General features: G+C 65.7%; 15 protein-coding genes and 1 pseudogene. 9 read left to right on the top strand and 7 right to left on the bottom strand.

Annotation, left to right across the window (positions count from 1 at the left end; translation table 11 throughout):
* Positions 1-63 precede the first annotated feature (63 nt).
* Genes SFA35_RS05025 through SFA35_RS05015 form a run of 3 tightly spaced genes read left to right on the top strand, consistent with a single transcriptional unit; the run spans position 64 to position 3,342 of the window.
* A complete protein-coding gene (locus tag SFA35_RS05025) occupies positions 64-1,515 on the top strand; it encodes an MBOAT family protein (RefSeq protein ID WP_320575854.1) in 1,452 nt (483 codons plus the stop codon).
* Between the two features lie 11 nt (positions 1,516-1,526).
* On the top strand, positions 1,527-2,675 hold the full coding sequence (locus SFA35_RS05020; RefSeq protein ID WP_320575852.1) for an alginate O-acetyltransferase: 1,149 nt from the start codon (positions 1,527-1,529) through the stop codon (positions 2,673-2,675).
* Between the two features lie 25 nt (positions 2,676-2,700).
* Entirely contained in the window at positions 2,701-3,342 is a 642-nt protein-coding gene (locus tag SFA35_RS05015; protein WP_320575849.1) for an alginate O-acetyltransferase AlgF, read from the top strand.
* A gap of 125 nt (positions 3,343-3,467) precedes the next feature.
* Here the strand turns inward: SFA35_RS05015 and SFA35_RS05010 are convergent.
* Positions 3,468-3,759, bottom strand: a pseudogene (locus tag SFA35_RS05010) (type II toxin-antitoxin system RelE family toxin).
* Positions 3,752-4,033 carry a type II toxin-antitoxin system Phd/YefM family antitoxin gene (locus SFA35_RS05005; RefSeq protein WP_320575847.1) on the bottom strand — a complete coding sequence of 94 codons (282 nt, stop codon included), beginning with the start codon at positions 4,031-4,033 and terminating at the stop codon, positions 3,752-3,754. The pseudogene SFA35_RS05010 and the gene SFA35_RS05005 overlap by 8 nt, the downstream one beginning before the upstream one ends.
* A gap of 66 nt (positions 4,034-4,099) precedes the next feature.
* Here SFA35_RS05005 and SFA35_RS05000 point away from each other — a divergent pair, with 66 nt between their 5' ends.
* Positions 4,100-4,564 (top strand): multidrug transporter, encoded by a 465-nt coding sequence (locus tag SFA35_RS05000; protein ID WP_320575846.1) that lies wholly within the window; start codon positions 4,100-4,102, stop codon positions 4,562-4,564.
* A 27-nt stretch (positions 4,565-4,591) separates the two neighbouring features.
* Positions 4,592-5,416 (top strand): SDR family oxidoreductase, encoded by an 825-nt coding sequence (locus SFA35_RS04995; protein ID WP_320575844.1) that lies wholly within the window; start codon positions 4,592-4,594, stop codon positions 5,414-5,416.
* Positions 5,417-5,430: 14 nt separating this feature from the next.
* On the opposite strand, the gene SFA35_RS04990 is transcribed toward SFA35_RS04995, so the two are convergent.
* From SFA35_RS04990 to SFA35_RS04975, 4 genes are read right to left on the bottom strand one after another with little or no spacing between them, the layout of a single operon-like run.
* Positions 5,431-6,291: an HlyD family secretion protein gene (locus SFA35_RS04990; RefSeq protein WP_320575843.1), complete on the bottom strand. Its 861-nt coding sequence runs from the start codon at positions 6,289-6,291 to the stop codon at positions 5,431-5,433.
* A gap of 22 nt (positions 6,292-6,313) precedes the next feature.
* The gene (locus tag SFA35_RS04985; protein ID WP_320575840.1) at positions 6,314-6,514 is read right to left on the bottom strand and encodes a DUF1656 domain-containing protein; all 201 of its coding nucleotides are present in this window, start codon (positions 6,512-6,514) and stop codon (positions 6,314-6,316) included.
* Positions 6,504-8,669 (bottom strand): FUSC family protein, encoded by a 2,166-nt coding sequence (locus SFA35_RS04980; RefSeq protein ID WP_320575838.1) that lies wholly within the window; start codon positions 8,667-8,669, stop codon positions 6,504-6,506. The genes SFA35_RS04985 and SFA35_RS04980 overlap by 11 nt, the downstream gene beginning before the upstream one ends.
* Positions 8,666-10,135: an efflux transporter outer membrane subunit gene (locus SFA35_RS04975; protein WP_320575835.1), complete on the bottom strand. Its 1,470-nt coding sequence runs from the start codon at positions 10,133-10,135 to the stop codon at positions 8,666-8,668. The genes SFA35_RS04980 and SFA35_RS04975 overlap by 4 nt, the downstream gene beginning before the upstream one ends.
* A gap of 241 nt (positions 10,136-10,376) precedes the next feature.
* On the opposite strand from SFA35_RS04975, the gene SFA35_RS04970 reads away from it, so the two are divergent.
* The 3 genes from SFA35_RS04970 to SFA35_RS04960 all read left to right on the top strand — a co-directional run bounded on the left by SFA35_RS04970 (position 10,377) and on the right by SFA35_RS04960 (position 13,000).
* The gene (locus tag SFA35_RS04970) at positions 10,377-11,324 is read left to right on the top strand and encodes a LysR family transcriptional regulator (protein ID WP_320575833.1); all 948 of its coding nucleotides are present in this window, start codon (positions 10,377-10,379) and stop codon (positions 11,322-11,324) included.
* Between the two features lie 57 nt (positions 11,325-11,381).
* Entirely contained in the window at positions 11,382-12,356 is a 975-nt protein-coding gene (locus SFA35_RS04965) for a D-glycerate dehydrogenase (RefSeq protein WP_320575831.1), read from the top strand.
* Positions 12,357-12,541: 185 nt separating this feature from the next.
* Complete coding sequence (locus SFA35_RS04960) at positions 12,542-13,000, top strand: DUF2165 domain-containing protein (RefSeq protein WP_320575828.1); 459 nt, start codon at positions 12,542-12,544, stop codon at positions 12,998-13,000.
* Here the strand turns inward: SFA35_RS04960 and SFA35_RS04955 are convergent.
* Positions 12,958-13,869: a DMT family transporter gene (locus SFA35_RS04955; RefSeq protein WP_320575826.1), complete on the bottom strand. Its 912-nt coding sequence runs from the start codon at positions 13,867-13,869 to the stop codon at positions 12,958-12,960. The genes SFA35_RS04960 and SFA35_RS04955 overlap by 43 nt on opposite strands.
* Positions 13,870-14,002: 133 nt before the next feature.
* Between SFA35_RS04955 and SFA35_RS04950 the strand changes: the two genes are divergently transcribed.
* Positions 14,003-14,902: an AraC family transcriptional regulator gene (locus SFA35_RS04950; RefSeq protein ID WP_320575823.1), complete on the top strand. Its 900-nt coding sequence runs from the start codon at positions 14,003-14,005 to the stop codon at positions 14,900-14,902.
* Positions 14,903-14,950 lie beyond the last annotated feature (48 nt).

Raw genomic sequence — 14,950 nt, 5'->3', positions numbered from 1 at the left:
GGGCAAAACCGGTCCCGCAACGCCCGGCAAGCCTATACACCTGAATCAGCGGAGCGATTCACCATGGTTTTCTCGTCAAATGTCTTCCTGTTCCTGTTCCTGCCGGTGTTCCTGGGCCTGTATTACCTGAGCGGCAACCGCTATCGCAACCTGCTGCTGCTCGCCGCCAGCTACCTGTTCTACGCCTGGTGGCGGGTGGATTTCCTCGGCCTGTTCGCTGCGGTCACCCTGTGGAACTACGGGATCGGCCTCAAGGTGGGCGCCGCTGGCGTGCGCACCCGGGCGGCGCAACGCTGGCTGCTGGCCGGGGTGGCGCTGGACCTGGGCGTGTTGGGTTACTTCAAGTACGCCAACTTCGGCGTCGAAAGCCTCAACGCCATCGTCACCTCGTTCGGCCTGCAGCCGTTCATCCTCACCCATGTGCTGCTGCCGATCGGCATCTCGTTCTACATCTTCGAGTCGATCAGCTACATCATCGACGTGTACCGGGGCGACACCCCGGCCACGCGCAACCTGATCGACTTCGCGGCGTTCGTGGCGATCTTTCCGCACCTTATCGCCGGCCCCGTGCTGCGCTTTCGCGACCTGGTCGAGCAGTTCGACCACCGCACCCACACCCTGGACAAATTCGCCGAAGGCGCCACGCGTTTCATGCAGGGTTTCATCAAGAAAGTCTGCGTGGCCGACACCCTCGCCGTGGTCGCCGACCATGCCTTCGCCCTCGCCCAGCCGAGCACCGGCGACGCCTGGCTGGGCGCGCTGGCGTACACCGCGCAGCTGTATTTCGACTTCTCCGGCTACAGCGACATGGCCATCGGCCTGGGCCTGATGATGGGCTTTCGCTTCATGGAGAACTTCAAGCAACCCTACATCAGCCAGTCGATCACCGAGTTCTGGCGGCGCTGGCACATCAGCCTGTCGAGCTGGCTGCGCGACTACCTGTACATCACCCTGGGCGGCAACCGCGGCGGCACCTTCAAGACCTACCGCAACCTGTTCCTGACCATGCTGCTGGGCGGCCTGTGGCATGGCGCCAACATCACCTACATCCTCTGGGGTGCCTGGCATGGCGTGTGGCTGGCCATCGAGAAAGCTCTGGGCCTGAACACCACCCCGCGCGGCCTGCAACCGCTGCGCTGGGCGCTGACTTTCCTGCTGGTGGTGACCGGCTGGGTGATGTTCCGCGCCGAAAACCTGCACGTCGCCGGGCGCATGTACGGCGCCATGTTCGGCTTCGCCGACTGGCACCTGTCGCCCTTGACCGCGGCCAGCCTGACCGGCCTGCAGGTGACCACGCTGGTGGTGGCGTACCTGAGCCTGGCGTTCTTCGGCCTGCGCGACCTGTACCGCGATGCGCCGCCAGCCAAGGCATCGACCACGCCGGCCGTGCGCAGCGCGCCGTTCTCCGGGCACGGTCCGGCGGCGGGGCGTGCGCTGGTATTGGTGATGTTCGTGGCGGCGGTGCTGAAGCTCTCGGCACAGAGCTTCTCGCCCTTCCTGTACTTCCAATTCTAGAGGCCACTGCCATGACTCGTTCGCTGCGCATCCTCTACGTCGGCGCGTTTCTCGCCATCCTGGTGGGCCTGGGCCTGTGGTCGCTGAGCGGGCTGGCCGGCTTCCAGCGCAGCGCGCAGATGACCCTGCTCGACGGCCACTTCACCCAGGCCGTGCAGACCCGCTACGACGAGCAGTTTCCGATCAAGCGCCTGGGCACCAACCTCTGGGCCGCCGTGGAGTACCTGCTGTTCAACGAGGGCCGGCCGGGGGTGGTGCTGGGCCGCGACCATTGGCTGTACAGCGACGAGGAGTTCAACCCGGTCGCCGACGGCCAGCGCTACGCCGCCGAGAACTTTGCCTTGATCCGCGGCGTGCGCGACACCCTCGCCCAACACCACGTGCAGCTGGTGCTGGCGATCGTGCCGGCCAAGGCGCGCCTGTACCCCGAGCACATCGGCCAACAGCCGCCGGCCGCCTTGCATGCCCAGCTGTATCAGCAGTTCCACGCCCGCGCGCAACAGGCCGGCATCCTCGCCCCCGAGCTGCTCGCCCCGCTGCAGCAGGCCAAAGCCGATGGTGCGGTGTTCCTGCGCACCGACACGCACTGGACGCCCCTGGGCGCCGAGGTGGTGGCCCGGCAACTGAGCCAGGCGATCGCCGCCCACGACCCGCTGGCCGGGGCGCCGCAGACCTATGTCACCGACAGCCAGGCCGCCGCCCCCTACAAGGGCGACCTGACCACCTTCCTGCCGCTGGACCCGTTGTTCGGCAACCTGCTGCCACCGCCCGACGACCTGGCCCAGCGCAGCACGCACCTGCAGCAGGCGGCCGAGGCGAGCGCCGATGCCCTGTTCGCCAGCGATGACATCGCCGTGGCGCTGGTCGGCACCAGCTACAGCGCCAACCCACACTGGAATTTCCTGGGAGCCTTGCAGCAGGCGCTGCACAGTGACGTGATCAACTACGCCGAGAACGGCCATGGGCCGATCCTGCCGATGCTCAAGTACCTGCAGGGCGAGGCGTTCAAGAACAGCCCGCCGCAGGTGCTCATCTGGGAGTTCCCGGAACGCTACCTGCCGATGAAAAACGATTTCAGCGAGTTTGACCCCAAATGGATTGCCGAGCTGAAGAGGCCTTCGGCCGGCAATCAGGACCTGGCCCTGGGCCAGAACGATTGATAGTTGAACACCAGAGGAAGCATTGATGATCAGCCCCCTGTTGCGCCGCACTGCCCTGTCTCTCGCCCTTGTCGCCTGCAGCCTGCCCGCCTTCGCGGCGGGCGAGGCCGGCCTGTACGGCCCGGTCGCGCCCAAGGGCTCGACCTTCATCCGCGTCTACAACGCCGCCAACAGCGAGGTCAGCGCCAGCGTCGGCAATGCCAACCTGAACGATATCGCTCCCCTGGCTGCCAGTGACTACAGCTTCATGCCCCAGGGCGATTACACCGCCAAGGTCGGCAGCGCCTCGCTGCCGGTCAAACTGGCGTCGGACCACTATTACACCCTGGTCAACAATGCCGGCGGCACCCCCGTGTTGGTGGAAGAGCCGGTGTTCAAGAACAAGCAGAAATCCCTCGTGCGCCTGCAGAACCTCAGCGACAAGCCGCTGACCCTGAAAACCGCCGACGGCAAGACCGACGTGGTCGCCAACGTGCAAGCCAAGGGCACCGGCGAGCGCGAGATCAACCCGGTTAAAGTCAGCCTGGCGCTGTACGACGGCGACAAGAAAGTCAGCGACGTCAAACCGGTGGCCCTGGAACGCGGCGAGGCCTCGGTGCTGTACGTGACCGGGCAAAGCGGCAACCTGGCGCCTGTGTGGGTGGTCAAGCCTGCGCCGACTCGCTGAGGGCCGACCTAACTTGCTCGGGAAGCGGTTTGCAGCCATTCCCGAGCAAGCTCGGTCCCAGAGGTGGTCTGGATCCGCAGCCGCAATCGCCACGCGGGTTTCGCCGTCGGTTGTCCCCTTTTCAGCTACTTCGTCTTGCTGGTTGCACTGCCGTAGGTGGCCTCATCGTCGCGGCGTCCGACCGAAATCACGTAGACCACGAGACGTGTCGATGACCTGATAAACGAGGCGATAACCCACGCTGCGTAATTTGATCTTGTAGCAATCCTTCAATCCATGCAGCTTGTCCGCTGGCACTCTGGGATCGGCCAACCGCTGGGACAGTTTTCGGGTGAACTGCTGACGCAAGCTTGGATCAAGTTTCTTCCAGGCTTTTTGAGCCGAGCGATCGAATTCAAGCGAATAGTCGCTAGGCATCGTCACCTTCAAAGACAATGTCGTCGCCCACAATCTTCGCTTTCACTGAGGCATTACCGGCCGCCAGCCGAGCCTTGACCTCCTCGGCGAGCTTCATCTCGTCGATGTAATCCAACATCGCTTCATATCTATCTGCAGGCACACAATAGAAAGCAGGTTCGTTTCGGTTGAGAATGGCGACGACATCGCCTCCACCTGATAACAAGGTTCCCATCGGATTGCGCTTGAGGTCAGTGATAGACGCCACAACTCGAGCAAGCATTGCATGCGGCATATATGCTCCTTTTAGAGCGCCTTTAAAGGTGCTGACGATAGCACTTCAATTTAATCGAGCCTACTCATGTTCATCGGCATCGCCCTCATCATCATCTGGCTGGTCCTGCTCCTGCGCTACCCGGCCAAGGCGCTGCCGGTGTCACTGGCGGCGTTATGCGGGTTGGGCCTGGTGGCGTTGTGGGTAGCCTGGCTCGACACCCGCGAGGAGCGCCAGCTGGCGCGGCTGGAGCTGCGCATGCACTATGCGCCCCAGCAGTGTCCGGCGGATCGGCCGCTGCAAGTCCAAGTAAAGAATGGCAACACAATTCCCTTGGTGGAATTGCGCTGGCGGGTGGCCGCCTATGCGCCGGGGGACACGGTCAATCTGGTCGAGAACGACTACGACGGGCCGCGCTATCGCGGGCCTGGCAGCCTGTTGCCGGGCAGCAGCTGGAACGACTGCGTGCCGCTGCCGGCGTTGCGGTCGGGCTACCGGGCGCAGACCCTGGAGTTTCGTGCCGAGCGATTACAGGGTACTTTCTCCGGCTGACCTACCGCCGCCAAAGGATCGCCCCGCATGTCCATCGTCCTGATCACCGGATGCTCCAGCGGCATCGGCCGCGCCATGGCCGACGCCTTCAAGGAGGCCGGCCACGAGGTCTGGGCCACCGCCCGCAAGCCCGAGAGCGTGGCGCAGCTGGCGGCGGCGGGGTTCGTCGCCCATCAGCTGGACGTCAACGATGCCCAGGCGCTCGCGCAGCTGGCCGAGACCCTCGAACAGCAAGGCGGACGCCTGGATATCCTGATCAACAATGCTGGCTACGGCGCCATGGGCCCCTTGCTCGATGGCGGCGTGGCAGCGTTGCAGCGCCAGTTCGAGACCAACGTGTTCGCGGTGGTCGGCGTTACTCGCGCGCTGTTCGAGCCGCTGCGCCGCAGCCGTGGCGTAGTGGTGAATATCGGCAGTGTCTCCGGGGTCCTGGTGACGCCGTTCGCCGGCGCCTACTGCGCGTCGAAGGCGGCGGTACAGGCGCTCAGCGATGCCCTGCGCATGGAACTGGCACCGTTCGGCGTTCGCGTGCTGGAAGTGCAGCCCGGCGCCATCGACTCGTGTTTTGCCGACAACGCCAGCGGCGAGGCCGAAGCCCTGATCGCCGAGCAGTCGCCGTGGTGGCCGCTGCGCGACGGCATCCGCGCCAGGGCCCGCGCCTCGCAGGACAAGCCGACGCCAGCCAGCGAAGTGGCCAGCCAGGTGCTCAAGTGTGTGCAGATGCAGCCGGTGCCGCGTCTGCTGCGCGTCGGCCATGGCTGTGTGGCGCTGCCGCTGATGGCCAGGTGGCTGCCCAAAGGGTTGCTGGAGGCGGTGCTGCGCCGCAGGTTCGGCTTGGCGCGGCGGCTTTAGGTTGTCAGCCGCGATCACTGGACCGCGGGATTGACGATCACCGTGCAGGTCGTACCCGCCGCCAGCAGCATCCCGGCCGGCAGCGAATCGATGTGGATGCGCACGGGCACGCGCTGGGCCAGACGGACCCAGTTGAAGGTCGGGTTGACGTCGGCAGTCAGCTCGCGGCTCTGCGGGTTGTCGCGGTCGTAGATGCCGCGCGAAATGCTTTCGACGTGCCCCTTGAGCAGCTCGCCGCTCATCATCTGCATGTCCACCGGGTCGCCGACGTGCACGCGCGGCAGCTTGGTTTCCTCGAAGAAGCCGTAGACCCAGAACGAGTTCTCGTCGACCACGGCCATCTTCGCATCGCCCACCCGTGCATAGTCGCCCACATGTACGTTGAGGTTGGTCACGTAACCGTCGACGGTGGCCAGTACCCGGGTACGCTTGAGGTTGAGCTCGGCCGCCTGCAGCTGGGCCTGAGCCTGCTGGTAGTCGGCCAGGGCGGCGCTGGCGGTGTTGTTGGCGTCGTCGCGGTTTTCCTTGGAGATCACCAGGTTGTCGAGGTCGGCGCGGCGGCTGGCGTTGAGCTTGCGCATCTCCCAGGTGGCCTTGCGCGAGGCCACCAGCGACTCGGCCTGCTTGACCGCGATCTGGTAGTGCTCGGGGTCGACCTGCAACAGCAGGTCACCCTTCTTCACCGGCTGGTTGTCACGCACCGGCACGTCCACCACATAGCCGGCGACGTCGGCCGCGACGTTGATGATGTCGGCGCGCACACGCCCGTCGCGGGTCCAGGGAGTGTCCATGTAATGCACCCACAGCTCACGGCCGATGACCAGGGTCACGGCCAGAACGAGCAAGGTGCCAAGCAGGCTGAAGAAGGTTTTCATCGATCGAGTCTCAAGAGGACGGTCAGCGGTAAACGGTCAGCGCCATGGCGCCGAAGATGCAGAAGAACAGGCACAGTCGCAGCAGCGCCGGGTGCCAGAAAAAGCGGTACAGGTTCAGCGCGGCCAGGCACCGGTCCAGGGCCCAGGCCAGCACCAGGGCGACCAGGAACATCAGGGTCACGATCGGCATGTACACGCCGTCGAAGGCGATTTCACGAGGCATGGGCGTCTTCCAGTGAAGCCAGCGGCGATTGCGGGTCGAGCAACGAGCTGCGGATGAAGTGCAGGTAGCTGAGGATGCGCCGCAGCGGCGAAGTGTCGAAATGCGGCGCAAAGGGTTCGTCGGTGGCCTGGATGCGCTCGATGGCCTGGTCCACGGCCAACAGGCTGCGCTCGCGGTTGCTGGCACCCGGCTGCAGGAACAGGCGCACCAGCGAGCGGCCCATGGCGCGAATGGCCTGGCGCCAGGGCTGGCTCTGGGCGTAGCAGCTGTGCTGCGGCAGGCTTTCCTGCTCGCGGCGCAGCTCGATCACGGCGTGGCCGACGTCCTGCACCACGAACATCCAGCGCAGCAAGTTGCGCTGCACCTGCGGCTGGCCGGCCGCCAGGCCATAGGCCTGGTTGAGCACGTCGCGGGTGCGGCTTTCGAACGCGCTGCCCAGGCCGCGCAGGCGGCCGCCGACGGCGAACACCACCAGGCCGCGCAGGTCCTTCTCCATGCGGCTCCACAGCCAGCGGCTGTTGGGCGGCAGGATGATGGCGCCGGCTGCGGCGCTGACCAGCATGCCGAGCACCATGGCGATGTAGTCATTGATGAAGCTGTAGGCGTTGTACAGCGTGAGGTTGTCTGGCACCGAGTTGATCGAGAAAAAGATCAGCAACCCCAGACCATAGCCGGCGTACTGCGGCCGCGAGGCCAGAAAGGCGCCCAGCATCAGCACCGGCGCCAGCACCACGCACAACAGCGCGAAGCCGTCGATGCGCGGGTAGATGAAGAACATCTCGACAAACCCCACCAGCGCGCCGAACGCGGTGCCGCCGGCCATCTGGAAGGACATGCGCTTGGGGTTGGGCGATGACGCCGAGAGGCCCAGGGTGGCGGCCACCACCAGCATCATGCTGGCGCCGCTGGCCCAGGCGGTCGCGACCCAGTAGGCGCCGAGCAACGCCACCACCGAAGCGCCGCGCACGCCCGCCGCCAGGGAGGCCAGCCAATTGGTCTGGGCGCGGAACGGCTCGGTCCATTTTTCCCGCTCGTGGCGCTGGTCGGCGAGGGACGCGTGAGTCAGGGCGTAGCCGTGCATCTCGTCGACCAGCCGATAGAGCAATTCGTAGGCGGTGTTGAAATCCAGCAGGCTGGCGTCGCTGGGCGCGGTCTGCACGAAGCCCTCGCGCAGGCTGCGCACCTGCTGGCGCAGCGCCGGCTTGAACTGCGCCAGCCGGGCGGCCAGGTCCAGGGCGTCGGCGGGCGTCAACGGCCGCGCGCCGAAGCCATCGAGCAACTGTGCCAGCCCCGCCAGGCCCGGCTCGACTGCCGCCAGCACCCGCTCGCGGTGAGCACCGCGCAGGCGTTCGAGCAATTGGTGCAGGGCATTGAAGCGCGTGGTCAGGGCCATGAACTCGCTGTTCAGACGGCTGACCCGGCCGCTGCGCTGACGCATGTGCGGGTCCTCGAACGCCACCACCCCGCGCAGCCCCTCCAGGCCAACGGCCTCGGCAACGAAGCGCTGGTTGCTGCTTTCGAACTGCTCGCGCGAGCTGAGCCCGCGCAGGCCTTGCACGACGAAACCGGCGAACACGCCGAAGCGCTGGTACAGGCCGTTGCGCAGCGAGGCACTGGCCGACTGCGGCAGGATGGCCGCGCTGACCACGGTGGACACCACCAGCCCCAGGGAAATCTCCAGCACCCGCCAGACCGCCGCCATGAAGGCGCCGCTCGGGTGCATCACCACCGGCAGGCTGACGAACGCCGCCGTGTAGCCGGCGAGCACGAAGCCGTAGCCACGGAAGTTGCGATGGCGCACCGCGCCGGCGGTGCACAGGGCGATCCACAGGGCCAGGCCGCCGAGAAACAACTCGGTGACCTGGGCGAACAGGGCGATCAGCAGCACGCTGAACGCCGACCCCGCCAGGGTGCCGAGAAAGCGGTAGAAGCTCTTGGCGAACACGTGCCCGCTCTGAATCTGCATGACGATGAACACGGTAATCATCGCCGAGCGCGGCGACGGCAGCTCAAGGCGCATGGCCAGCCACAAGGTGGCGAAGGCGGCGATCAGCACCTTGAAGATGTACACCCAGGTCACACCATCGCTGCGCAGCCACTCGTTGCAGGCGCGCCGCCATTGCAGCCGTTGCCAGGCGCCAGCCAGGGCAGTCATGGCTTGAACCTGTCCATCAGTTGCAGGCTGGCCGGAGTCTGCGGCGCAGCGATGCGCTCGGCGCTCGGGCTGTCGCTGCCGGCCTGCAGGCCGCCACCCAAGGCGGTGATCAGTTCGGCATTGGCGCTCAGGCGGGCGGCCTGGACCTGCTGCTCGACCTGCTGCTGACGAAACAGCAGGCTCTGGGCGTTGAGCACGTTGAGGTAGTCGGTCAGGCCGCGCTGATAGGCGACCGTGGCGATGTCGTAGGTCTTGCGCGCCGAGGCCACCGACTGTGCGGCGTAATCGGCCTGGCGAGCCATCGACCGGCGACGGATCAACTGGTCGGACACGCTCTTGAGGGCATTGACCAGGGTCTGGTCGTACTGCGCGATGGCCACGTCGTAGCTGGCCGAAGCTTCGCCCAGCTGACCGCGCAGGCGCCCGCCGTCGAAAATCGGCAGGCTGACGGCGGGTCCGGCGGTATAGCCGAACTTGGTGCCCTTGAGAAATTCCAGCATGCCGCCGGCCGTGGTGAAGTAGCCCAGGCTCGCGGAAAGGTCCACGTTCGGATAGAACCCGGCCTGCACCACCTCGATGCCGCGGGCCTGGGCGGCGACGTTCCAACGGCTGGCCACGACGTCCGGACGCTGGCCGAGCAGTTCGGCCGGCACCGCCGACGGCAGCTTCAGGTCGGCCACCAGCGACAGCGCCGGGCGTTGCAGCTGCGCGCCCTCACCCGGGCCTTTGCCGGCCAGCGCGCTGAGCTGATTGGCACTCAAGGCGATTTCTTCGTCGAGGCTGTCGAGTTGGCGGTGGGTCTCGGGCAGCGGCGTTTGCGCCTGGCTGACCTCGAAGTGGGTGCCGATGCCCCCCTGCAGGCGCTTTTGCGCCAGCTGCAGAATCTGCTCCTGTTGGGCGAGCATCGACTGCACGATGTCACGTTGCGCATATTGCAAGGATAACTGGATGTACACCCGCACCACGTTGTCTTCCAGCTCCAGCTGGGCCTGGCGCGCCTGGGCGGCGGTCATGTGCGCCAGGTCCAGGGCCCGCTCGCTGTTGTTGCTCTCGCGGCCCCAGAGGTCCAGCGAATAGCTCAGGCCCAGGGTCGCGTTGTTGTCCCAAGTGGTGGTGTTGCCCAGGGTGCCAGGGCCATAGAAGTTGTCGCTGGGCCAATCATGGCGCTTGAGCGCGGCGTCGGCATTGACCTGCAACGACTCGGCAGACTCCACCACCCCGGCCATGGCCTTGGCCTGGCGCACCCGCGCAGCCGCCATGGCCAGGCTGGGGCTGCCCTGCAGCGCCTTGGCCACCCAGCGGTCGAGCTGCTCGTCGCCGTAGGCGCGCCACCATTGGCCTTGCGGCCAATGCGCATCGCGCGCCGCCTCGGCAATCGCGGCGTCGGTGGCCAGTGCATTGGCCGCCAGCGGCCGAGTTTGCGGGGCGACGCCGTGGGTGCCGATGCAACCTGCGAGTAATAGCATGGAGACCAGAGAGCTGAACGCATTCAGCTTGCAACGATTGCGAGACGGCACTGCGGCGAGTTCCAGGGGAAAATAGGCGTGGGGGCGGGTAATGCGCGCAATTCTAGGGGCGCTCGGGCGCGGCGATAAGCAGGGGCTTTTGTGATTCTTTGTTACGTAAAAGGCGATAATCGGTCGCCAGCACTCAGACATTATTTGTAACTTCATGCGACAATTTGCCGGTCGAATCCGAGAGCCCCCCATGGACACCCTGCAAAACATGCGAGCCTTCAGCTGCGTGGCCGAAGCCGGCAGCTTCACCGCCGCCGCCGCCCAGCTGGACACCACCACCGCCAACGTTTCGCGCGCCGTCTCCAATCTCGAAGCCCACCTGCAAACCCGCCTGCTCAACCGCACCACCCGGCGCATCGCGCTGACCGAAGCCGGTAAACGCTACCTGCTGCGCTGCGAACAGATTCTCGCCTATGTCGAGGAAGCCGAGGCCGAAGCCAGCGACGCCCATGCGCGCCCGGCCGGGCAGTTGAAAGTGCACACCATGACCGGTATCGGCCAGCATTTCGTCATCGACGCCATTGCCCGCTATCGCAAGACCCACCCTGACGTCACCTTCGACCTGACCCTGGCCAACCGGGTGCCCGATCTGCTCGACGAGGGCTACGACGTGTCGATCGTGCTGGCCAGCGAGCTGCCCGACTCGGGGTTCGTCTCCCAACGCCTGGGCATCACCTACAGCATCGTCTGCGCATCGCCCGACTACGTGAAGGCCAACGGCGTCGCGCGCACCCCTTCGGACCTGCGTGGGCACGCCTGCCTGCGGCTGGTCAGCCCGGTGGTGCAGCTGGAAAAATGGCTGTTTGATGGCCCCGAAGGCCAGGAAATGGTCAACATCACCAACGCGCCGTTCCAGGTCAACTCGGCCGACGCCATGAAAACCGCAATCACCAGCGGCATGGGCGTGGGCGTATTGCCGATCTACGCGGCCATCGATGGCCTGCGCGCCGGCACCCTGGTGCGCATGCTGCCGGACTACCGCCTGCAGGAGCTCAACCTGTACGCCATCTATCCTTCGCGCCAGTACCTGGACGCCAAGATCAAGACCTGGGTGGAGTACCTGCGCGGTTCGCTGCCCGACATCCTCGCCGCCCACGAAGCGGACCTGAAGAGCCACGAGCTGTCGTTCGCCGTTTGATCGTTCGGCTGGGGGAATGTTAGCGTGCTTGCTTTCTCCTGCGCCGAGACAGCGACCATGAAAAAAACCGTACTGGCCTTCAGCCGCATCACCCCGCCGATGATCGAACGCCTGCAACAGGACTTCGAAGTCATCGTGCCCGACCCGAAAAAGGGTGACCTGGCGGCGCAGTTCGACGAAGCGCTGCCCCATGCCCATGGCTTGATCGGCGCCGGGCGCAAGCTGGGACGCGAGCAACTGGCGGCGGCCACTCGGCTGCAAGCGGTCAGCAGCGTGTCGGTGGGCTACGACAACTACGACGTGGCCTACTTCAACGAGCGCGGCCTGCTGCTGACCAATACCCCCGATGTGCTCACCGAAAGCACCGCCGACCTGGGGTTCGCGCTGATCATGAGCAGCGCCCGGCGAGTCGCCGAGCTCGACGCCTGGACCAAGGCCGGGCAGTGGAAAGCCAGTGTGGCAGCGCCACAGTTCGGCAGCGACGTGCACGGCAAGACCCTGGGCATCATCGGCATGGGCAACATCGGCGCCGCCATCGCCCGCCGCGGCCGGCTAGGGTTCAACATGCCGGTGCTGTACAGCGGCAACAGCCGCAAGCCGGCGCTGGAGCAGGAACTGGGCGCACAGTTTCGCAGCCTCGAGCAATTGCTGGCCGAAGCCGACTTCGTGGTGCTGGTGGTGCCCCTCAGCGACAAGACCCGGCATTTGATCAGTCATCGTGAGCTAAGCCTGATGAAGCCCGGCGCCTTTCTCATCAATATCGCCCGCGGCCCGGTGGTGGACGAGGCGGCGCTGGTCCAGGCGCTGCGCAACGGAACCATTCGCGGTGCCGGGCTGGACGTGTACGAGCAGGAGCCGCTGGCCCAGTCGCCACTGTTCCAGTTGCCCAATGCGGTGACCCTGCCGCACATCGGCTCGGCCACCACTCAGACCCGCGAAGCCATGGCCGAGCGCGCCATGGACAACCTGACCGCCGCTCTACGCGGCGAGCGGCCACGGGATCTGGTCAACCCGCAGGCGTTCAAGGGCTGAAGGTGCGGGCGCCCAAACCGGGAGCAACGGCTCGCGCCAGGCTGTGGGATTGAGTTACACCTTGAAACCACTTGCCGAACGACGGTGGCCGACAAGGCTGGGATACTCCCCGCCCCATCGCTTGCCAGCCCTCGCCTATGCCCAACCTGACCACCCCTGCCCTGATCCGTCTTTGCAAGTTGTGCATGGCTCTGTTCGCGGGCCTGTTCGGCTTGCTGGTGGTGCTGGGCAATCTCAGTGACTACCACCTCAACCTCGCCTACGTCGGTGAAACCCTCAGCCTGCAGGGCGTCGAGGCCGGTCCCGGGCTGGCCTGGAGGGCCGTGCCCAACCCGCTGCTGCATCACCTGAGCTACCTGGCCATCATCGCCGCGCAGTTGCTGTTCACCTTCTGCTGCTTCAAGGGCTTCGCCAACATGGCTGGCCAGTTCCGTGCCTCGGCCATGGCTTTTCACCACGCCAAACGCTGGGCCATTGCCGGCCTGCTGCTGGGCGCCGCGCTGTGGTACCTGGGCTTTCAGGTGATCGGCGGCGAATGGTTCCTGCTCTGGCAGTCCGGCAGCCAGGCGCTGGCCACCGCCGACCGCTTCATGAACTTCATCTACGCCGCCTTGATCTTCATCAGCCTGCGCAACGACGAATAGCCCGAGCCCTTGCGAAACACCAGCACGTTGCCGAGCATCACCGCCACCAGGCCCACCAGCGCCGGGGCGGTCCACTGGTAACCCTCCACCACGGCGGAAACGTTCAACGCCACCAGCGGAAACAGCACCGTGCAGTAGGCGGCGCGCTCCGGCCCCATGCGCCCGACCAGGGTCAGGTAAGCGGTAAAGCCGATCACCGAACCAGGTATGGCCAGGTACAGCAAGGCACCGATGTAGCGCTGGCTCCAGTCGATCTGGAACGGTATGCCGCGCAACAGGCACCAACCGGTGAGCATCGCCGCGCCGTACAGCATGCCCCAGGCATTGGTGGTCATGGGCCGCAAGCCGGCCTTTTGCTGCACGCTGGAGAGCAGGTTGCCCGCCGAGAAACACAGGGTGCCGAACAGCGCCAGGCCCAACCCCACCAGGGTCTGATGGCTGGCATGACCGGCGCTCAATTGCGGCCAGTACAGCAATCCCAGACCGAGCAGCCCCAGCGCCCCGCCGCCGAGCACGTTGGCGGCGATCTTCTGGCCGAGAAACACCCGCGCATTCAGCGCATTCCATAGCGCAGCCGTAGAGAACACCACGGCAATCAGGCCGCTGGGCACCCACTGGCTGGCATTCAGAAAGCACATGAAGTTCACGCAGAACAGGCACAGCCCCTGAGCCAGGCAAATCAGGTGACCGCGCCGATTCATCGGTTGCAGCCGCCGGCTGGCCAGCAGGCCGACGAACAGCAGGAGCGCAGCGAGGGCGAAGCGATAGACGATCGACACCTCGATGGGCACCACGCCCAGTTGCAGCTTGAGGGCGATCCAGGTGGTGCCCCAGATCAAGACAGTCAGCACGTACAGCGATAGGTTCATGGCGCAAGCTCCTGATGGACGCTCAGTGTGCGGTGGCTGCTGCCTGTGGCCGTTGCACAATCTTGCGCTTTTTCCACGCAGGCTCATCGAGGCGGCGCTGTGCTGGGTTAGGATGGCCATCGAGGTAGCGACCATGACCCAACTTGACCAACTCCAGGTATTCCAGGCCCTCAGCAGCTCGGCCAACGCGCGCCTGGAGCGCAGCGCCGAACTGGGCGATGGCCTGGCGGCGGCGTTGTGGAGCAACCATCACGATGCCCAGGATTATCAGGCGCCCAGCCATCACACGCTGTCGTGCTACCTGGCCGGCGGCACCGGCACCTTCCGCCGCGACCAGCCGGGCAACAAAGGCGCTCCGGACAAACTCTGCACCTTGCCCGCCGAGCACCGTTCGGCCTGGGTGATCAACGGCGAGATCCGCCTGGCCCACCTGTATTTCAGCGCCGAGCAGTTCGCCTTCAGCTGCCTGGGCCTGCTCGATCGCGAGCCCCGCGAGCTGCAACTGCGCGAGCACACCTTTCTCGAGGACGCCCAGCAGGCGCGGCGCTTTCGCCAATTGATCGGGATGAACTGGCAGGAGCCCGGCGAGCGCCTGCTGACCTCGGCGCTGGCCCACGAGATGCTCGGCCACACCGTGCTGACCCAGGTCGGGCTGCGCCATGGCCTGCGGGTCAAGGGTGGGCTGGCGGCGCATCAGCGCCGACTGTTGCGCGACTACATCGAAATGCACCTGGAAGAGCCGCTCAGCCTGGGCCTGCTGGCGGGGTTGTGCAGCCTCTCGGAATATCACTTTGCGCGCATGTTTCGCCACAGCTTTGGCGTGCCGCCTCACCAGTTCGTGCTGCATCGGCGGATGCTGCGTGCACGCCTGCTGCTGAGCCAGGGCAGCCTGTCGTTGGGGGAGATTGCCCTGGCCTGCGGTTTTGCCAGCGCCAGCCATTTCAGCCGGCGTTTCGGCCAGAGCCTGGGCGCGACGCCCGGCGAATACCGGCTGGCAATGGCACCCGGCAGGGGCTCGAAACGGCCCCTATAGCAGGTTGCCCGCAAGGTCAAGCGGACCACCCGGCTGCGGTTTAGTTAC

This window comes from Pseudomonas sp. HR96, assembly GCF_034059295.1.
Taxonomy (GTDB): domain Bacteria; phylum Pseudomonadota; class Gammaproteobacteria; order Pseudomonadales; family Pseudomonadaceae; genus Aquipseudomonas.
The sequence above is the reverse complement of the archived record's forward strand: the minus strand, read 5'-3'. Positions and strand labels throughout refer to the sequence as shown.